This window comes from Nocardioides panacis, from assembly GCF_019039255.1.
GTDB lineage: Bacteria > Actinomycetota > Actinomycetes > Propionibacteriales > Nocardioidaceae > Nocardioides_B > Nocardioides_B panacis.
Window position 1 is genome coordinate 4,715,772 of sequence record NZ_CP077062.1, and the last position, 17,921, is coordinate 4,733,692.

At 73.7% G+C, this 17,921-nt stretch carries 23 protein-coding genes and 1 tRNA gene; 9 read left to right on the top strand and 15 right to left on the bottom strand.

Going from position 1 to position 17,921, the window contains the following annotated elements:
- Window positions 1–24: 24 nt before the first annotated feature.
- Window positions 25–468, bottom strand: coding sequence for a redox-sensitive transcriptional activator SoxR (soxR, locus tag KRR39_RS23010; protein WP_216939678.1), 444 nt, complete (start codon window positions 466–468; stop codon window positions 25–27).
- Window positions 469–518: 50 nt separating this feature from the next.
- Here soxR and KRR39_RS23015 point away from each other — a divergent pair, with 50 nt between their 5' ends.
- Window positions 519–1,250 carry a thiamine pyrophosphate-binding protein gene (locus KRR39_RS23015; RefSeq protein ID WP_216939679.1) on the top strand — a complete coding sequence of 244 codons (732 nt, stop codon included), beginning with the start codon at window positions 519–521 and terminating at the stop codon, window positions 1,248–1,250.
- The gene (locus KRR39_RS23020; protein ID WP_216939680.1) at window positions 1,247–2,155 is read left to right on the top strand and encodes a transketolase family protein; all 909 of its coding nucleotides are present in this window, start codon (window positions 1,247–1,249) and stop codon (window positions 2,153–2,155) included. The genes KRR39_RS23015 and KRR39_RS23020 overlap by 4 nt, the downstream gene beginning before the upstream one ends.
- A 70-nt stretch (window positions 2,156–2,225) precedes the next feature.
- On the opposite strand, the gene KRR39_RS23025 is transcribed toward KRR39_RS23020, so the two are convergent.
- A complete protein-coding gene (locus KRR39_RS23025) occupies window positions 2,226–2,399 on the bottom strand; it encodes a CsbD family protein (protein ID WP_216939681.1) in 174 nt (57 codons plus the stop codon).
- Window positions 2,400–2,515: 116 nt separating this feature from the next.
- Between KRR39_RS23025 and KRR39_RS23030 the strand changes: the two genes are divergently transcribed.
- Window positions 2,516–2,591: transfer RNA gene (locus KRR39_RS23030), tRNA-Thr, on the top strand.
- Between the two features lies 1 nt (window position 2,592).
- Here KRR39_RS23030 and KRR39_RS23035 read toward each other — a convergent pair.
- Complete coding sequence (locus KRR39_RS23035) at window positions 2,593–2,772, bottom strand: hypothetical protein (protein WP_216939682.1); 180 nt, start codon at window positions 2,770–2,772, stop codon at window positions 2,593–2,595.
- Between the two features lie 106 nt (window positions 2,773–2,878).
- On the opposite strand from KRR39_RS23035, the gene KRR39_RS23040 reads away from it, so the two are divergent.
- On the top strand, window positions 2,879–3,544 hold the full coding sequence (locus KRR39_RS23040; RefSeq protein ID WP_216939683.1) for a hypothetical protein: 666 nt from the start codon (window positions 2,879–2,881) through the stop codon (window positions 3,542–3,544).
- Window positions 3,545–3,557: 13 nt separating this feature from the next.
- Here the strand turns inward: KRR39_RS23040 and pdxY are convergent, their stop codons facing one another.
- Both pdxY and KRR39_RS23050 read right to left on the bottom strand, forming a co-directional pair.
- Window positions 3,558–4,409 (bottom strand): pyridoxal kinase PdxY, encoded by an 852-nt coding sequence (gene pdxY, locus KRR39_RS23045; RefSeq protein WP_216939684.1) that lies wholly within the window; start codon window positions 4,407–4,409, stop codon window positions 3,558–3,560.
- Between the two features lie 9 nt (window positions 4,410–4,418).
- Complete coding sequence (locus KRR39_RS23050) at window positions 4,419–5,213, bottom strand: dioxygenase family protein (RefSeq protein WP_254185362.1); 795 nt, start codon at window positions 5,211–5,213, stop codon at window positions 4,419–4,421.
- A 110-nt stretch (window positions 5,214–5,323) separates the two neighbouring features.
- On the opposite strand from KRR39_RS23050, the gene KRR39_RS23055 reads away from it, so the two are divergent.
- Both KRR39_RS23055 and KRR39_RS23060 read left to right on the top strand, forming a co-directional pair.
- Window positions 5,324–5,794 carry a MarR family winged helix-turn-helix transcriptional regulator gene (locus KRR39_RS23055; protein WP_216939685.1) on the top strand — a complete coding sequence of 157 codons (471 nt, stop codon included), beginning with the start codon at window positions 5,324–5,326 and terminating at the stop codon, window positions 5,792–5,794.
- Between the two features lie 73 nt (window positions 5,795–5,867).
- Entirely contained in the window at window positions 5,868–6,878 is a 1,011-nt protein-coding gene (locus tag KRR39_RS23060; protein WP_216939686.1) for a sulfotransferase family protein, read from the top strand.
- A gap of 19 nt (window positions 6,879–6,897) precedes the next feature.
- Here KRR39_RS23060 and KRR39_RS23065 read toward each other — a convergent pair whose 3' ends face one another.
- The 9 genes from KRR39_RS23065 to KRR39_RS23105 form a co-directional block, all read right to left on the bottom strand.
- Window positions 6,898–7,785: a hypothetical protein gene (locus KRR39_RS23065; RefSeq protein ID WP_216939687.1), complete on the bottom strand. Its 888-nt coding sequence runs from the start codon at window positions 7,783–7,785 to the stop codon at window positions 6,898–6,900.
- Between the two features lie 36 nt (window positions 7,786–7,821).
- Complete coding sequence (locus tag KRR39_RS23070; RefSeq protein WP_254185363.1) at window positions 7,822–8,406, bottom strand: LOG family protein; 585 nt, start codon at window positions 8,404–8,406, stop codon at window positions 7,822–7,824.
- Window positions 8,403–9,098 carry a uracil-DNA glycosylase gene (locus KRR39_RS23075; protein WP_216939688.1) on the bottom strand — a complete coding sequence of 232 codons (696 nt, stop codon included), beginning with the start codon at window positions 9,096–9,098 and terminating at the stop codon, window positions 8,403–8,405. The genes KRR39_RS23070 and KRR39_RS23075 overlap by 4 nt, the downstream gene beginning before the upstream one ends.
- Before the next feature lie 125 nt (window positions 9,099–9,223).
- Window positions 9,224–9,997: an SGNH/GDSL hydrolase family protein gene (locus KRR39_RS23080; protein ID WP_216942955.1), complete on the bottom strand. Its 774-nt coding sequence runs from the start codon at window positions 9,995–9,997 to the stop codon at window positions 9,224–9,226.
- Between the two features lie 147 nt (window positions 9,998–10,144).
- A complete protein-coding gene (locus KRR39_RS23085; protein WP_216942957.1) occupies window positions 10,145–10,870 on the bottom strand; it encodes an ABC transporter permease in 726 nt (241 codons plus the stop codon).
- Between the two features lie 65 nt (window positions 10,871–10,935).
- On the bottom strand, window positions 10,936–12,345 hold the full coding sequence (locus KRR39_RS23090; protein ID WP_216939689.1) for an alpha/beta fold hydrolase: 1,410 nt from the start codon (window positions 12,343–12,345) through the stop codon (window positions 10,936–10,938).
- 67 nt (window positions 12,346–12,412) lie between these two features.
- Complete coding sequence (locus tag KRR39_RS23095) at window positions 12,413–12,982, bottom strand: HEAT repeat domain-containing protein (protein WP_216939690.1); 570 nt, start codon at window positions 12,980–12,982, stop codon at window positions 12,413–12,415.
- Window positions 12,983–12,986: 4 nt separating this feature from the next.
- Window positions 12,987–14,441 (bottom strand): alpha,alpha-trehalose-phosphate synthase (UDP-forming), encoded by a 1,455-nt coding sequence (locus KRR39_RS23100; RefSeq protein ID WP_216939691.1) that lies wholly within the window; start codon window positions 14,439–14,441, stop codon window positions 12,987–12,989.
- A gap of 28 nt (window positions 14,442–14,469) precedes the next feature.
- Complete coding sequence (locus KRR39_RS23105) at window positions 14,470–15,546, bottom strand: Gfo/Idh/MocA family protein (protein ID WP_216939692.1); 1,077 nt, start codon at window positions 15,544–15,546, stop codon at window positions 14,470–14,472.
- Between the two features lie 202 nt (window positions 15,547–15,748).
- Between KRR39_RS23105 and KRR39_RS23110 the strand changes: the two genes are divergently transcribed.
- Genes KRR39_RS23110 through otsB form a run of 3 tightly spaced genes read left to right on the top strand, consistent with a single transcriptional unit; the run spans window position 15,749 to window position 17,415 of the window.
- Window positions 15,749–16,045 (top strand): DUF3263 domain-containing protein, encoded by a 297-nt coding sequence (locus KRR39_RS23110; protein ID WP_216939693.1) that lies wholly within the window; start codon window positions 15,749–15,751, stop codon window positions 16,043–16,045.
- Window position 16,046: 1 nt separating this feature from the next.
- The gene (locus KRR39_RS23115) at window positions 16,047–16,556 is read left to right on the top strand and encodes a LytR C-terminal domain-containing protein (RefSeq protein WP_216939694.1); all 510 of its coding nucleotides are present in this window, start codon (window positions 16,047–16,049) and stop codon (window positions 16,554–16,556) included.
- A 4-nt stretch (window positions 16,557–16,560) separates the two neighbouring features.
- A complete protein-coding gene (gene otsB, locus KRR39_RS23120) occupies window positions 16,561–17,415 on the top strand; it encodes a trehalose-phosphatase (RefSeq protein ID WP_216939695.1) in 855 nt (284 codons plus the stop codon).
- On the opposite strand, the gene KRR39_RS23125 is transcribed toward otsB, so the two are convergent.
- Window positions 17,403–17,846 (bottom strand): hypothetical protein, encoded by a 444-nt coding sequence (locus KRR39_RS23125; protein ID WP_216939696.1) that lies wholly within the window; start codon window positions 17,844–17,846, stop codon window positions 17,403–17,405. The two genes, otsB and KRR39_RS23125, sit on opposite strands and share 13 nt — an antisense overlap.
- Window positions 17,847–17,921: the final 75 nt, after the last annotated feature.

Consider the following 17,921-nt stretch of genomic DNA (forward strand, 5'->3'; position numbering starts at 1 on the left):
GGCCGACAGCCTAGACCCGGGGGATCAGCCGCCCGGCTCGAGGTAGACCGCTCCCGGGCCGCGGGGCGCCACCTCGTCGTCGGCGTTCTGCAGGGCGCAGGTACGCAGGCTGAGGCAGCCGCAGCCGATGCAGCCGTCGAGCTTGTCGCGGAGCCGTTCGAGCCGCTCGATCTGGGCGTCGATGCGCGGTCGCCAGCCGCGGGAGAGCCGGGCCCAGTCGGCCTTGGTCGGCGTGCGGCCCTCGGGCAGCGTCGCGAGCGCGTCGTGGATCTCCTCCAGGGTCAGCCCGACGCGCTGCGCGGACCGGACGAACGCGACGCGGCGCAGCGTGGCGCGCGGGTAGCGGCGCTGGTTGCCGGTGGTGCGCTCGGCGTGGATCAGGCCCTGGCTCTCGTAGTAGCGCAGGGCCGAGGTCGCCACGCCGGACCGCTCGGACAGGGCACCGATCGTGAGGGGTGCGGACACCATGCGTCGAGCATAGTTGACTTCAACCTCGCTTCAACTTGCAGCATGGGGTCATGAACACGACAGCACAGCCGATGGTTTCGAGGCTCGCTCCGCTCGCACCTCGACCGACGCACGGGTACGACGACCTGGGACGGCTGATGTCCCTGATGACCGGCGACGAGAAGCACGACGCGGCGGCCACCTCGACCCTCGACGTGGTCTGGGTGCTCTACGACCGGGTCCTCGCCGTCACGCCGCAGACCGTGGACGACCCCGGGCGCGACCGGTTCTACCTGTCCAAGGGGCACGGTCCGATGGCCTACTACGCGACGCTCGCCGCGAAGGGCTTCCTCCCCGAGGAGTGGCTGGCCGGCTGGGCGTCGTACGACTCGCCGCTGGGCTACCACCCGGACCGGGTGCTGGTGCCCGGGGTGGAGATCTCCAGCGGGTCGCTCGGGCACGGGCTGCCGCTGGCCGTGGGTACGGCGCTCGACCTGCGGGCGCAGGGGATCGACGCCCGCGTCGTGGTGCTCGTCGGCGACGCCGAGCTGGACGAGGGCAGCAACGCCGAGGCGGTCGAGCTCGCCGGCGCCCTCGGGCTGGACGCGCTGACCGTGGTGGTGGTCGACAACGCCTCGACCAGCTACCACCGGCCCGGGGTGATCGCCGGGCGGTTCGCCCACGAGGGCTGGGACACCGCGGTGGTGGACGGCCGGGACCACGAGGCGCTCGAGCGGGCGCTGACCAGGACGAGGACGGGACGGCCCGACGTGGTCGTGGCCGAGGTGGAGGAGAAGTCATGAGCGACCCCAGGCTGACGTTCGCGCGGACCGTCACGGAGCTGGTCGACGACGACCTGTCGGTCGCGCTGGTCTACGCCGAGATCTCCGGCCAGTACTTCGGCGAGGTCGAGCGTCGGCACCCCGACCGGGTAATCAACGTGGGGATCCGCGAGCAGCTGCTGCTGAACGTGGGCGCCGGTCTCGCGCTGTCCGGGATGCGGCCCGTGGTGCACACGTTCGCCTCGTTCCTGGTGGAGCGCGCCTTCGAGCAGGTCAAGCTCGGGTTCGGCCACCAGGACGTCGGCGGGGTGCTCGTCGGGTCGGGCGGCTCGTTCGACGCCAGTGCCTCCGGGCGCACCCACCAGGCGCCCGGGGACGTCGCGCTGCTCGACACCCTCGACGGCTGGACCGTGCACGTGCCCGGTCACGCCGAGGAGGTGGCCGGCGCGCTGCGGGCCGCGGTCGCCGGCGACGGGCGCGACTACGTGCGGGTGGTGTCCCAGCAGAACGCCGGGCCGCGGCCGGTGACGCCCGGCCGGTTCCAGGTCGTACGGCGCGGGGCCGGTGCCACGGTCCTCGCGGTCGGGCCGGTGCTCGACCCGGTGCTGGCCGCCGTCGAGGGCCGCGACGTCACCGTGCTCTACGCAGGCTCGGTGCGGCCGTTCGACGCGGTCACCCTGCGCGCGGTGCTGGGGGACCCGGCCGAGGTGGTGCTGGTCGAGCCCTACCTGGCCGGGACGTCGTCCCGGTGGGTGAGCCGGGCCCTGGTCGACGTACCCCACCGGCTGCTGGCGCTCGGGGTCACGACCGCGGAGCTGCGGAGGTACGGCACGCCCGCGGAGCACCAGGCGGCGCACGGCCTCGACGCGGCCGGCCTGCGCCGGTCGGTCGACGGGTTCCTGGCCGCGGGCCACCGGGTGGCATGAGAACGGGCCGGGCGGCACCGGCGGACTGCGTGAGTCCGTGCGGCGCCGCTCCGGCCCGGAGAGCGTGGCGTCAGTTCTTGAACGCGTCCTTGACCTTCTCGCCGGCCTGCTTCAGGTCGGCCTTGCTCTGGTCCTTCTTGCCCTCGGCCTGCAGGTCGCGGTCGTTCGTGGCGTCGCCGAGCTTCTCCTTGGCGCTGCCGAGAAGCCCCTCGCCCTTGTTCGCGATCTTGTCGTCGTTACCCATGTCGTTCCTCCTCAGTAGGTACCCGTCCACTACCCCGCCGCGGTCAAAGGATGCGCGGTGACGTGGTTCCCGCGAGCCGTCCGGGTTCGCCTACCATGGGCGCGCATCCGTTCCAGGCCGCTTTAGCTCAGCTGGTAGAGCACTCGCCTTGTAAGCGAAAGGTCGTCAGTTCGAACCTGACAAGCGGCTCCACTCACCCCGCGTCGGGCTGGTCCCCGGCCAGGTCCAGCGGGTCCACGCCGAGCCGCGTCACCAGGTCGTCGTCCTTGGGCAGGTCGACCACGTCCGGGAGCTCGGCCTCGGCCTGCTCGGCGCGGGCGGCGTCCCCGCGGGCCCGGATGAACTCGACGACCTGCTGCTTGCTGACCTGCATGGCTGCTCCCGTACGTCGCTGGTGGCACCGGACCGGCCGGTCCGGGCATAGGCGTGTGACAGGAGGGGTACCCAACCCTCGCGCCCGCAGACCCCAGGAGGTCACCATGTTCGCCAAGTCCAGGAACCGCACCGCCGCCGAGACCGGCGGCACCGACGAGACCGTCGTCGACGACCGCTCCGCCCGGACCGGGTACGAGGAGGGGTACGCCGAGGGGCGTGACCCGGCCGCCGCCCAGGCGGTCCGCAAGGAGCGCTTCGGCGGGCTGAACCCGGGTGCCGCGTTCTTCGGCTGGCTGGTCGCCGTCGCCGTCAGCGTGCTGCTGACCGGCGTGGCCGGCGCGATCGCCGCGGCGGTCGGCTCGAGCGTGCACCTGACCCAGTCCCAGGCCCAGGCCCAGGCCGGCTCGATCGGCCTGGCCGCGGCCGTCGTGCTGCTCGTGGTGCTGATGGTCGGCTACTACTCCGGCGGGTACGTCGCGGGCCGGATGTCCCGGTTCTCCGGCACCAGCCAGGGCCTCGGGGTGTGGATCACCGGCCTGGTCGTGACGATCGCGATGATCGCCATCGGCGCGATCTTCGGCCAGCAGTACGACATCCTCAGCCGGGTGAACCTGCCGCGCCTGCCGGTCACTGTCGACGCGCTGAGCGTCGGTGGCGTGATCGCCGCGCTGGCCGTTCTCCTCGGCACCCTGGTCGCGGCGCTGGCGGGCGGCTCGGTCGGCACGCACTACCACCGGCGCGTGGACAAGGTCGGCTGGAAGAACGCCTGACCCGAACCCCGGCTCACCGCACCCGGAGCGCGTCGAACTCCATCCGCGGCTCGGCGAGGCGGTCCTGGGTCTGCACGATCCGCAGCTCCCGCTCGCCGGCCGCCGCGGTCGCCTCGACGACCGCGAACACCGCGGACGTGGTGCGTGCCAGGGCGTCCTCCAGCGCGCGTCCGTCGAGCAGGTGGGCGAGGAACACCGCCGTGGTGAGGTCGCCGGTGCCGTTGGGCGTGACCGGCAGGCGGGGGGTGCGGGTCCGCCAGGCCCCGTCCGGGGAGACCGCGACGAGGTCCAGGGCGTCGGCCGGGGTGTCGTCGAGGACCGCGGAGGTCACCAGCACGACGGACGGCCCGGTCGCCCGGACCCGGTCGGCGGCCTCGAGCAGCCCGGCGATCGTCGTCGACGTCGTGCCCGCCAGGTAGTCGAGCTCGAAGTGGTTGGGCGTGACCACGTCGGCGGCCGGCACCACCCGGTCGCGCATGAACTCCGGGATCCCGGCCCGCACGAACATCCCGCGGCCCACGTCGCCCATCACCGGGTCGCAGCAGTAGATCGCCCGCGGGTTGAGCGCCTTGACCCGAGCGACGGCGTCGAGGACCACCGCGCCGACGTCCTCGGCGCCCTGGTAGCCCGAGAGCACCGCCTCGCAGGTCTCGAACGCGCCGCGCTCCTCCACCCCGGCGATCACCTCGGCGACGTCGTCGGCGGCCAGCAGCGGCCCGCGCCACGCGCCGTACCCGGTGTGGTTGGAGAAGTGCACGGTCATCACCGGCCAGACGACCTTGCCCAGCCGTTGCAGGGGGAACACCGCGGCGCTGTTGCCGGCGTGCCCGTAGGCGACGAGGGACTGGATCGACAGGATGCCCATGCGAGCAACCTAGGCGACCTGCAGCGACCTCTTCGACAGCCCCATCCAGTAGCCGTCGACCACCTGGTCCCCGGGCGTCTCCGGGTCGGAGGCGGCGCCGAGCGTGATGAACAGCGGCGTGTAGTGCTCGACGGTCGGGTGCGCGTAGGGCATGCCCGGCGCCTTCGAGCGGTACGACGCGAGCTCGTCGACGTCGCCGCGGGCGAGGGCCTCCGCGGCCCAGGCGTCGAACTCGCGGGACCAGCCCGGGGCGGCCGCGTCGATGCGGAACTCGCGCAGGTAGGGCAGGCCGTGGGTGAGGAAGCCGGAGCCGATGATCAGCACGCCCTCGTCGCGCAGCGGGCGCAGCCGCTTGCCGAGCTCGAGCAGCCGGTAGGGGTCGTCGGTGGGCAGCGACATCTGCAGCACCGGGATGTCGGCGTCCGGGTACATGATCCGCAGCGGGACCCAGGCGCCGTGGTCGAGCCCGCGGCTGGTGTGCTGGTGGACCGGCTCGGTGTCCGGCATCATCGCGGCGACCCGGGCGGCCAGCGCGCTCGCGTCCGGGGTGGCGTAGGTCATCTCGTAGTAGCGCTGCGCGAAGCCGCCGAAGTCGTAGACCAGCGGGGTGCCCGGGCCGCTGGCCGAGAGCATCACGGGCGCGGACTCCCAGTGCGCGGAGACGATCAGGATCGCCTTCGGGCGGGGGAGGTCGGCCGACCAGGCGGCGAGCTGGCCGCTCCAGAGCGCGTCGTCGAGCAGCGGCGGGGCGCCGTGCCCGATGTAGAGCGCCGGCATCCGGCTGCTGGTGGTGATGTCGCTCATGACGCCCTCCTGGGAACTCGTGGTGAGCCGACTGTAGCCCGATAAAGTTGAAGCATCAAGTATCGGCGAGGTGACGACGTCGACGACCGGTCGGCCCCTAGGCTGGGCGCATGACGCGATGGCTGGACGAGGACGAGCTGCAGGCGTGGCTCAAGCTCGCCGGGGTGATGCTCAAGCTGGCCCCGACCCTGGACTCCCAGCTGCAGCGCGACTCCGAGCTCACGCACTTCGACTACCTGTGCCTGGCGATGCTCTCCGAGAGCGACGACCGCACCCTGCGGATGAGCGAGCTCGCCACCCAGGTGAACGCCAGCCTGTCGCGGCTCTCGCACGTGATCAGCAAGCTGGAGAAGCGCGGCTGGGTGGCCCGCCGGCCGTCCCCCGACAGTCGCCGGGTCACCTTGGTCACGCTGACCGAGGCGGGGTGGCAGGTGCTCGTCGCGGCCGCTCCCGGGCACGTCGAGACCGTGCGCGAGCTGGTCTTCGACGACCTGTCGCGCGAGGACGTCGCCGCGCTGACCCGGGTGGCCGGCCACATCGTGGAGCGCATCGAGGCGTCCCGCCTCAAGTCCACCTGCTGACCCGCACCCGTCCGCCGGTGTCGCGCCTGCCGAGGGCCATTGTTTGTCTATCGATCTCGTCTACAATCGGCGGATGGTGCGGACACTCCCCGGCTCGTCGCAGGCACCCCGCGGCGGACGCCTCCCCGACTTCCTGCTCGTCGGTGCTCCCAAGGCCGGTACGACGGCGCTGCACGGCGCGCTGGCCGGACATCCCGAGCTGTTCCTCAGCGGGGTCAAGGAGCCGAAGTACTACCTGTGCGGGGACAGCCCGCCGCCGGCGTACAAGGGACCGGGCGACGCGCACAGCAACCGCGAGTGGATCTGGCAGCGGCAGCGCTACCTGGACCTGTTCGCGGACGCCGGCGACGACCAGCAGGCCGGCGAGAGCACGCCGTTCTACCTCTACCACCGCGACGCGCGCCGCCGGATCGCCGCCGACCTGCCGCGCGCCAGGCTGGTCACGGTGCTGCGGGACCCGGTCGACCGGGCGTACTCCAACTGGATGCACCTGTGGGCCGACGGCCTCGAGCCGTGCGCCGACGTCGTGGAGGCGTGCGCCCGCGAGGCGCAGCGCGTCGACGAGGGCTGGGCGCCGTTCTGGCACTACCGGGGGCTCGGGATGTACGGCCGGCAGCTGGCCGACCTCTTCGAGCACTTCCCGCGCGAGCAGGTGCTGGTGCTGCGCTACCGCGACCTCGTCGACGAGCCGCGGGACTCCCTGAACCGGGTCTGCCGGTTCCTGGGGGTCGCCGAGGACGTGGTCACCGAGATCCCGTCGGGCAACTCCAAGCCGTTCGTGAACCCCAGCGTGCGCACCCGGATGCTGGGTCCGGTGGTGCGGGCCGGAGCCGCGGCCGGCCAGTTCCTGCCGCCCCAGGCCTGGCGCACGGCGAGCCGGCCGATCATCGGGCAGCTGCACCAGCGTGGCAACCCGGAGCGCCCGCGGCTGACCCCCGAGCAGGGCGAGGTGCTGCGCGAGCCGTTCCTGGACGACATCGCCCTGCTGGAGCAGGTCACCGGGGAGTCCTACGACGACTGGCGCACCCACCGCGCCGGCGACACGTTCCACACCCGGCAGTCCCAGAGGACCGCCACCGGCTGAGCGGGCTCGGGACCGACCGTCAGCCGGACACGCTGGTCATCAGGTCGTGCGCCCCGTCGGGCCGGGCGGCCTCGAAGTAGAACCTCGTGGCACCGTCGGGCAGCGGCACCGCCGCGACGTAGCGCAGCGCCCCGTCGCTGTGCGGCGACCGGACCACCGGCCCCTCCTCCGCGACGAGCCTGCGGCCGTCGGTGGACCGCGCCACCCCGGTGACCTCGTGCCAGTTGTCCTCGGCGCGCGCGCGTCCGTCGTACAGGACGACGAGGGGCTCCTCGGAGAGCACCGCGGTGACCCGGGTGCCGCGCTGGTCCCACGTGCCGTCGGTGGGGGCGAGCACGGTGCCGTGCCAGTCCCACGACAGGCCGTCGGCGCTGGTCGCGAAGGCCGTGGTCATCCGGTCCTCGTGGCCCGGCTCGGTGAGCGGGTGCACGCAGACCCACATCCGCCAGCCGGTCGCGTCGACCAGCACGACCGGGTCCTTCACGGCGACGTCGGGCGACCCGGGGAGCACCACGGTCCGGGTGCCCGTCACGAGGCCGGCCGGCTCGTCGGCGTCGACGGCCTCGATCCACCAGTGCTTGGAGTCCGGCGTCGCGCAGGAGACGTAGAGCCGCCAGCCACCGTCGGGGCGGCGCACCAGCACCGGACGTTCGAACGACTCGGCGCCGAAGTCGTCGCGCCGCACCTCGGCGACGGTGACGAAGTGCTCGCCGTCGTCGGAGCGGGCGACCACCACGGAGACGCCCCGACCCTCGCGCAGCGGCCGCCGGACGCGGTAGGTCAGCCAGTAGACGCCGTCCACCAGGACCGCGCTCGCGGCACCGGACCAGTTGCCCGGCTCGTGACCGGGAGCGGGCACCACGACGGTGGCGTCCTCGAAGCGGGGAAGGGCGAGAGTCTGCGTCATGCAGCAAATACTACTGAAGAAGTCGACAAATCTGGGTCATCGGTCGAGCCACTTCGTCGCGGCGGGGTCCGGACGCCAGTCCGCGAGCCGGTCGAGCAGCGCGCCCGGGGCGTCCGCCGAGAGCACCAGGGCCCGGTGCCGCTCCGACACGAACCGCTCGGTGACGGTGTGGTCGAAGAACGCCAGCAGCGGCGCGAAGAACCCCTCGACGTCGAGCAGACCGCTCGGCTTGCTCTGCAGGCCGAGCTGCGACCAGGTCAGGATCTCGGCCAGCTCCTCGAGCGTGCCGAAGCCGCCGGGCAGCGCCACGAACCCGTCGGACAGCGTGGCCATCATCGCCTTGCGCTCGTGCATCGAGGTGGTGACCCGCAGCTCGGTGAGCCCGGGGTGCGCCACCTCGCGGTCGACGAGGTGCTGCGGGATCACCCCGACGACCTCGCCCCCGGCGGCGAGCGCGGCGTCCGCGACCGTGCCCATCAACCCGACGCTGGCGCCGCCGTACACCAGGCGCAGGCCGCGGCTGGCGACCTCGCGGCCCAGCGCCGCCGCTGCGTCCGTGTACGACGGGCGCGCGCCCGGGCTCGAGCCGCTGAACACGCACACGGTGCGCAGCCCGGTCACGGGAGCCGCCAGTCCACGGGCCTGCCGCCCTGCTGCTCGAGCAGGCTGTTCACGCGGCTGAACGGACGCGACCCGAAGAACCCGCGCGACGCGGACAGCGGGCTGGGGTGCACCGACTCGACCCACGGCACCGCGCCGAGCACCGGCTTGACGCCCTGGGCGTCCCGGCCCCAGAGCACCGCCGCCAGCGGGCCGCCCCGGGCGGCGAGCACCTCGATGGCGCGCTCGGTGACCGCCTCCCAGCCGCGACCACGGTGCGAGGCCGGCTCGCCCGGCCGGACCGTGAGGCAGCGGTTCAGCAGCATCACGCCCTGCTCGAACCACGGCGTGAGGTCGCCGTTCGACGGCGGCGGGCAGCCGAGGTCGTCGACGAGCTCCTTGTAGATGTTGACCAGGCTCTTGGGCAGCGGCCGCACGTCCGGGGCCACCGAGAACGACAGGCCGACGGCGTGCCCCGGGGTGGGGTAGGGGTCCTGCCCGAGCACGAGCACCCGCACCTCGGCCAGCGGCCGGCTGAACGCGCGCAGCACGTGGTCGCCGGGCGGGAGGTAGGTGTGCCCGGCGCGCACCTCGGCGCGCAGGAACTCGCCCATCGCGGTGATCTGCCCGTCCACCGGCGCCAGCGCCTCGGCCCAGTCCGGTGCGACCAGCCCCCGTGCCACCAGCGTCGCCAACCCCGTCGTCCCCGTCATCCCCCCACCCTTTCATCCGGCACCGGGTGCTCTTCAGCGGGCTCAGGGGTCACGTTCGGTCACCCTCGTCGGAGGGACGTCCACCGGCGCGTGCCGACGGCGCCTCCTGGACGGGCTGAGCCGGCTCAGCGCCGCAGGGCGGCGACCACGGCGCGGGCGTCGGCCCGCATCCCGGAGGCGAACGGGTGGTAGGCCAGCGCCTTCTGCCGGTCGTTGACGCTGCCGTTGACCCACGGGTCCCGCGCGCAGATGTCGTGCCCGCGCGAGGCGGCGTACATGTCGACGAACGTGGTGCCCGTCCGGCGGGCCGCCGTCTTCAGCGCGGTGTCCAGGGTCCGGCTGATCCGCCGGCCCTCCGCGTAGTCGCCCGCGGCCAGCGGCAGCCCGACGCAGGTGCCGTGCTCGGGGGCCAAGCGCAGGTAGCCGACCAGCAGGACCTTCGCCCGCGGGGCCTTCGCCCGGATCGCCAGCAGGGAGGCGGCGACCCGGCGGCTGATCGTGGTGACGGCGGCGTCGAGGTCCGGGCCGCGGGCGGCGAGCTCGCGGGCGCACGGCGAGCCCTGCGGGTCCGAGGCGCGCAGCCGCGTGCAGGTGCTCACCAGGGTGGAGAACAGCCCGAGGTCGTTCCCGCCGATGCCCAGCGTGACCAGGTCGGTGTCGGCGGTGACCGCGCGCAGCTGCGGCGGGATGCGGGCGTCGCCGAACGTCCGCTGCACCCCGGTCAGGTCGCGGGTGTCGGCGCCGCTGCAGGTCACGTCGACGAGCTTGCGGGCGTTCACCGCGTCCGCCACCAGGCTGGGGTAGTTGTGGTCGGAGCGCGCGCAGCCGCCGGCCAGGTCGGTCGTCGGGATCAGCGGACCGGCCGAGTAGGAGTCGCCCAGGGCGACGTACCTCCCGATCGACGGGGGGGCTCGGGCTCGACGCGGCCGGGTCCGGCGTGGCTGCCGTGCCCTGGGTGCAGCCGGACACCAGCAGGGCGGCCGCGACCACGGCCGTGGTCAGACGGGCGAGGTGCATCGGGGTCCTCCGTCTGTCCTCGGGGTGGGTCATCGTGGGTACGTCGCGACGAGGTCCCGGCGCACGAGCCGGGCGGCCGCCACGAGTCGCAGCAGCACCGCCGAGGTGATCGCCTGACCCGCCATCAGGCCGATCAGCACCAGGATCTGCGCGGCGCCGGCCTCGAGCGGCGTGCCGCCACCGAGCAGGACGCCGACGAACGCGCCGGGGAGCGTCACGAGGCCGACGGTACGGGTCTGGTCCAAGCCCGGGGTGAGCGCCTCGCGGGCGGTCGGGGCGATCACCTCGAAGGCGGCCTCGGGGCTGCTCAGCCCGATCGCCAGCGCGGCCTCGTAGGTGCCGAAGTGCCCGGCGAGCTCGTCGAACGCGCGCCGTCCGGTCAGGGTCGAGGCGGTCATCATGTTGCCGACCACGATGCCGGCGATCGGGATGATGCCCGGTCCGTTGAACGGCACCACGCCCGAGGCGAAGATCAGCGCGAGCACCGGGGCGATCCCGCTGGCGATGGCCAGCCCGACCCACGGCATCTGGGCCCGCGGGGTGCGGAGCCGGCCGGTCGAGGTGATCGTCGCGACCACGAACATCAGCACCACGAAGGCCAGGGAGAGCCAGACGCTGGCCAGGGCGGCGGCGATCACCAGCGAGACCAGGGCGAGCTGCACCACGGCGCGCAGGGCGGCCGTCGGGTAGCTGCGCTCGGTGCCCAGCCGGCCGACGACCGCGGCCACGACCGCGACGCCGACGAGGGCGACCAGGACGACCGCGAGCCGCCAGTCGGGGGGTGACGGCGGCGTTCGTGCTCGCGGCGGCGAGCCTCACCTCATCGCTTCTTCGGTGCCAGCGTCCGGCTGCCGGCCGAGCCGTAGCGCCGGGCCGGGTTCGCACCGATGGTGGTCCTGGACGCCGAGCGGGCCGGTGCCTTCGCCGGCTTCCCTACGGCCGCCTTCTTCGCGGTGGCCTTCCGCGCAGCTGGCTTCGTCGGGGTGGCCTTGGTGGCGGTGGCCTTCCTCGTGGTGGCCCGGGTGGCGGCCGCCGTGGCAGCCGCGGCCGCGGTCCGCTTGGTCGCGGCGCTCCTGCCCGCCGCGGTCTTCCGCGAGGCCGCGTTCTTCCGGGTCGCGGCGGACGTCGCCCGCGCCCCGGGGGTGGGCCGGTCGGCCGCCGCCGAGGAGTGCGCGTCGATCCACTCGTCGATGATCCGCCACGTGGTGCCGCGCGCCGCCCGGCCGGTGAGCATGCCGAGGTGGCCGCCGGGGACGATCTCGAAGCGCAGGTCGTCGACGCCGGTGACCAGGTCGACGATCGGCCGCACGCACCCGACCGGCGCGATGCCGTCGCCGGCGCCGGCGAACGCGAGCAGCGGCGCGGTGACGTCGGCCAGCCGGATCTCCCGGTCGTCCATCGTCACCGACCCGGACGCGAGCTGGTTGCCCTTGAGCAGCCGGTGGTAGAGCTGCCCGAACGTCCGGCCGGGGTAGGCGATCATCTTCGCGGTGAACCGGTCGACGGCCTCGACCTGGGCGAGGAAGTCGGCGTCGTCGAGCTTGGCGGCCAGCGCGATCGGCTTGGTCACCAGCTTGTTGAACGAGGACAGCTGGAAGGCCCGCTTGACCAGCGGCTTGGGGAGCCCGCCCATCAGCCGGTAGGACTGGGTGACCAGCCCGGCGCGCTCGCCGGTGACGCCCAGGAACGGGCGGAGCGGCGCGACCAGCGGCACCTGCGTGACGTCGACGGGGGCGCCGACCGAGGTCAGCGAGCCGATCGGCAGGTCCGGGCGGTCCGCCGCGGTGAGCAGCGCGAAGATCCCGCCCAGGCTCCAGCCGACGACGTGCACCGGACGGCCGCCGGCGTGCGCGCTGACCTCCTCGATCGCCCGGGGGACGACCTCGTCGACCCAGTGCTCCATGCCCAGGCCCCGGTTGGCGAAGGAGACCTCGCCGTACTCCACGAGGTACGTCGGGCGGCCGGCCTCCACGAGGTGCTCGACCAGCGAGCACCCGCGGCGCAGGTCGAAGCAGATCGCCGGCGCGGCCAGCGGGGTGACCAGCAGGACCGGGTCGCCGTGCTCGCGTGCCGAGGCCCGCGGCCGGTAGTGGTAGACCTCCCGCAGCACGCCCTCGTCGATCAGCGTGCGGGGCATCGGGCGGAGATCGGCCAGGCCGCCGTACAACATCTTGTGCGCGACGTTGGCGGCTGCCGAGACGATCTGGTCCGGCTTCGGGATCAGATCCATGAGCTGAAGTTACCAGCGGGTCGGTCCCGTCGGTCCGGTCTGTGCGCAGCGTCTCGGTGGCGGCGGCTCAGAGGTCCAGCCGCTGCGCCAGCCGGTCCTGGGCCCGGGCCGCCGCCGTCCGGACGTCCGCGTCGGGGTCCTCCAGCAGCCGGCGTACGGCGGCCACGTGCTCGCTGTCGCCGCAGGTGCCCAGCGCCCGCGCGGCGGTGGCGCGTACGCGTGGCAGGTCGTGGGCGGCCAGCCGGGCGGCGGCGTCCCCGCAGGGCAGCTCACGGCGGACCGAGACCTTCAGGCACATCTCGGCGACCCGCCAGGCGTCGTCGTCGAGGCGGTCGAGCACCACCGGGCCGGCGGCGTCGTCCCAGACGTAGAGCAGCCCGCGGGCGGCCCAGACCCGGGCCCACCACTCCTTCCACGACGTGCCGTCCTCCAGCAGGGACCGGCCGGCCGGTCCGCCGAGGAACAGCACCGTCGCGGCGTGGTCGTGCGGGTCGTCCGCGGCCAGCAGGTCGGCGCACAGCCCGGCCGCGCCCTGCTCGCCGACGTGGCCCGCGAGCAGGGCGAGCAGGTCGCGCGGGTGCGGCCGGCCCGGCGGGCGGGGCGGGAGCGGGGGTGGCGGTGCCGACCCGCCGGCCACCGGGTCAGGCGCTCCGCGACGGGCGCAGCTGCTTGTGGTGCTCGGGCCTCGCCTCGTCGAGCACGGCGAGGAACGAGCGGGCCCAGCTCTTCACGTCGTGGTCCAGGACCGTCTTGCGCATCGCCTTCATCCGCCGCGCCAGCTCCCGGGGCTCGGCGTTCATCGCGGTGACGATGGCGGCCTTCATGCCGTTGATGTCGTAGGGGTTCACCATGTAGGCCTGCCGCAGCTCGTCGGCCGCGCCGGCGAACTCCGACAGCACGAGGGCACCCTGGTCGTCGTACCGGCAGGCGACGTACTCCTTGGCGACGAGGTTCATGCCGTCGCGGAGCGGGGTGACCACCATGACGTCGGCGGCCCGGAACAGCGCCGCCATCTCCTCCTTGGGGTAGGAGGTGTGCATGTAGTGGATCGCCGGGCTGCCGATCGAGCCGAGGTCGCCGTTGAGCCGGCCCACCAGGCGGTCGATGTCGTCGCGGAGCTTGCGGTACTGCTCGACCCGCTCCCGCGACGGGGTGGCGACCTGCACGAACACGGTGTCCTCGACCGACACCTCGCCGTCGCGGACCAGCTCGCCGAACGCGCGGAGCCGGTCGAAGATGCCCTTGGTGTAGTCGAGCCGGTCGATGCCGAGCAGCACCCGGCGCGGGTTGCCGAGCTGCTCGCGGATCTCGCGGGCCCGCTCCCCGACGGCCTCGGTGCGGGCCAGCGCGTCCAGGCCCGGGGTGTCGATGGAGATCGGGAACGAGCCGGCCTGCACGACCCGGCCGTCGGGCAGGTAGATCAGGTCGCGGTGGGTCTTGTGGCCGACCCGCTGGCGGACCAGCCGGACGAAGTTCTGCGAGGCCCCGGGCCGCTGGAAGCCCACGACGTCGGCACCGAGCAGCCCCTCGAGGAGCTGGCGGCGCCAGGGCAGCTGCTGGAACAGCTCGGCCGGCGGGAACGGGATGTGCAGGAAGAAGCCGATCCGCAGGTCGGGTCGCAGCTCGCGCAGCATGGCGGGCACCAGCTGCATCTGGTAGTCGTGCACCCAGACCGTGGCGTCCTCGGCGGCGACCTCCGCGGCCTTCTCGGCGAAGCGCCGGTTGACCCGGACGTAGGCGTCCCACCACTCGCGGTGGAACTCCGGCTTGGCCACCACGTCGTGGTACAGCGGCCAGAGGGTGGCGTTGGAGAAGCCCTCGTAGAACTCCTCGATCTCCGCCGCGCTCAGCGGCACCGGGACCAGGGACAGGCCGTCGTCGACGAACGGCTCCATGTCGTCGTCGCTGCCGCCCGACCAGCCGATCCAGGCGCCGTCGTTCTCGCGCATCACGGGCTCGATCGCGGTGACCAGGCCGCCGGGGGAGCGGCGCCAGGCCACGGACCCGTCGTCGTTGACCACCCGGTCGACGGGGAGCCGGTTGGCGACGATGACCAGGTCGGCCTGGCGGGGCTTGGGTGTTCCGGCGGGGCTCACCCCCCCAACCTACCCAGCCGCGACGGGGTCATGAGCGCTTCGCGTAGTGCACCCCGATCTGGTCGCGGAGCCGGTCCATCTGCCGCATCAGCGCTACGGTGTCGTCCAGCGGCACCAGCGGCGACTCGGTCTCGCCGTTGCGCAGGCAGCGGACCACCTCGAGGGCCTCGTGCGACAGCCCGGTGCCGAGCAGCTCCTGGCGGATCTCCTGCGGCTCCGGGGGGCCGTCGAGGTCGCCGGTCATCGAGGTCCAGGTCACGCTCGTCGGGTGGTGGAACGGCGCCGGCAGGTCGATCCGGCCGCGGTCCGTGGCGATCGACGCCGTGCGCGGGGACCAGGCGGTCATCGTGGAGGTGAGCGAGGCGACCGCGCCGCTGTCGTAGCCGAGGCTCATCGCGAGGTTGAGGTCGGCGCCGACCTCCGAGAGCGCGGCGGTCGCGGCCAGCGTGGACGGCTCGCCCAGGAACAGGCTGGCGAACGTGAGCGGGTAGACGCCCATGTCCAGCAGCGCCCCGCCGCCCAGGGCCGGGTCGAGCAGCCGGTCCGTCGGCGGCTTGTCCACCACGAAGCCGAGGTCGGCGCGGACCTGGCGGACCTCCCCGAGCGCGCCGGTCGCGAACAGCTGGCGGAGCCGGCGGACCAGCGGGTTGCAGCGCATCCACATGGCCTCCATGAGGAACAGGTTCTTCTCGCGGGCCAGCGCGACCAGGTGCTCGGCGTCGGCGGCGTCGAGGGTGAACGCCTTCTCGCAGAGCACCGGCTTGCCGGCCTCGAAGGCCAGCTCGACGTGCTCGCGGTGCAGGGCGTGCGGCGTCGCGACGTACACCACGTCCACGGCGGGGTCCTCGACGAGCGCGCGGTAGTCGCCGTACGCCGCGGCGGCGCCGTGCTCGGCCGCGAACGCGTCGGCGGACTCCTGGCGGCGGGCGCCGACCGCGGCGATCTCGCACTCGGGCAGCAGGGCGAGGTCGCGGGCGAAGGAGCCGGCGATCTTGCCGGTCGCGAGGATGCCCCAGCGCACCGGACGGTCGTCCGGCAGCGGCTCCGCACGGCTCGGTCCCGGGGTGACGTCGAGGGGCGGGAGGTCGGTGGGGAGCTTCGTCATGGCCCCATCGTGCCCGATCCCCGGGCGGCCACGCGTGACCCCCCGGAGCCGGACGAACCGTCGTTTTCCGACCCCACGCACCCCATCCGAAACGCCTGACACAGATGCGCGGGGTGAACTACACGCGTGTGGTTCGTCGCCTATGATGGCTCGAGCACAGCCCGCCACCACCCGCCGTCATCCGGCACAGGAGTCGCCCACCATGGACGCCGCGAACGCCCTCACCCCGGGACAGAACGCCCCGTCGAGCGAGCTCTCCGAGCGCGACAGCGAGATCCTCAACTTCGAGCGCCAGTGGTGGAAGTACGCCGGCGCCAAGGAGCAGGCGGTCCGCGACAAGTTCGACATGTCCTCGACGCGCTACTACCAGGTGCTCAACGCCCTGATCGACCGTCCCGAGTCGCTGGCCTTCGACCCGCTGCTGGTCCGGCGGCTGCGCCGGCTGCGCGCCGCCCGGCAGCGCGCCCGGTCCGCCCGGCGCCTCGGCTTCGAGGTCTGACGTGCGCCGCCGCACCCAGCGCGGGGTCGCGATGTCCTCCCCGGTCGCCCTGCTCTCCGTCGCGGCCGTGGTCGTGGCCGGCGCCGCCTTCCTGTTCACCGGCCACGACGAGGAGCCCACCCCGGCGGCCACCCCGGTCGTCGCGACCAGCTCCGCGGCCCCGACGAGCACCGCCCCCGCTCCGGTGGTCGAGCAGCAGCCGCAGCAGAAGAAGAAGGTCGTCAAGAAGAAGGTCCGCCGCGGCGGCACCTACGTCGAGGTCTACAACAACTCCGGCATCAGCGGCCTGGCCGGCAGCACCGCCGCCCGCGCGCAGGGCGCCGGCTGGCAGGTCGTCGGCTCGGACAACTGGTACGGCACCATCGCGGCCAGCACGGTCTACTTCCCGGCGCGGCTCAAGGACCAGGCGCAGCTGCTCGGCAAGGACCTCGGCATCAAGCGGCTCAAGCCCGCGATCGCCCCGATGCGCGGCGACCGGCTGACCGTGATCCTCACCCGCGACTACTCCTGACCCCGTGACGCCTCCCCGCGGGTCCGGCGACGGTTCCGGCGACCGGTACGACGCCCTGGTGGCCGTCGCCGACGAGGTGCTGGTCGGCCTGGACTTCGACGGCACGCTCTCCCCGATCGTGGAGGACCCGTCCCGGGCGGTGATCCACCCCGACGGGCCGCGGGTGCTGCGCGACCTGGCCGCCTGCGTCCGCGCGGTCGTCGTGATCACCGGCCGCCCGGCGCGCCAGGTCGTCGAGCTCGGCGGTCTCGACGCGGTCGCCGACTCGCTGGCCGCCGGGTCCCGGCTGGTCGTGATGGGGCAGTACGGCAACGAGCACTGGGACTCCGGCTCCCGCGAGTTCCGGTCGCCCGAGCCGCCCCCCGGCCTGCAGGCCTTCCGTGACGAGCTGCCGGCGCTGCTCGCCGCCCAGGACGCCGAGGGTGCGTTCGTGGAGGAGAAGGGCCTCGCCGTCGCCGTGCACACCCGGCGGCTGCCCGACGCCGCGGCCGCCTACGCCCGGCTGGAGGCCGCCCTCGGCGAGGCCGTCGAGCGGCACGGTCTCGGTCTGGAGCCCGGCCGGATGGTGCTGGAGGTCCGCGCCCCGGGCATGCACAAGGGGCTCGCGGTGCACGCCGCGCTCGAGGAGCACCGCGCCGGTGCCGTGCTGTTCGCCGGCGACGACCTCGGTGACCTCGAGGCGTTCGAGGCGGTGCGCGGCCTGCGTGACCAGGGTCTGCCGACGCTGCTGGTCTGCTCGGGCTCGGAGGAGCAGGAGGCGCTCGCGGCGCTGTCCGACGTGGTCGTCGACGGTCCGGCCGGGGTGCTCGGGCTGCTCGCCCGGTTCGTCGAGGACGTCCGCTCCGCTCAGGAGGGCTGAGCCGCCGCCTGCCCGCGCCGCCGGGCCCGGGCGCTCACGGTCGGGTAGCCGCCGTCCGCGAGCCCCGCGAGCCGCTCGAAGGCGTTGTGCACCGCGGGGTCGCCGCCGACCAGCAACGACCAGCCCACGGCCAGGAGGTACAGCGGCAGCAGCGGCAGCCCGAGGCAGGCGACGTACTGCCAGGTGTGCCGCTCCTCGTGCCGCATCAGGGCCGGGCGGGCGTCGAGCCAGGCCCGGTCGTGCGTGCTGGCCACCACGTTGCCCAGGGTGAACGCCGAGGCGACCGGCAGCGGCAGCCGGTAGCCGGTCGCGACCACCAGTCCGCGCGGCCCCCGGTCGACGTGGGCCCGGCCGGCCCGGGCGACGGCCAGGCCGAGCAGCGTCGAGCCGTTCAGCACGTTGACCACCTGCTTGACCCGCCACGGCTCCATCCCGTCATCCTGCACCCCGTCGGTCTCGCATGATGGATGCGATGTGCACATGCTGAGACGGATTCGTACAGTAAG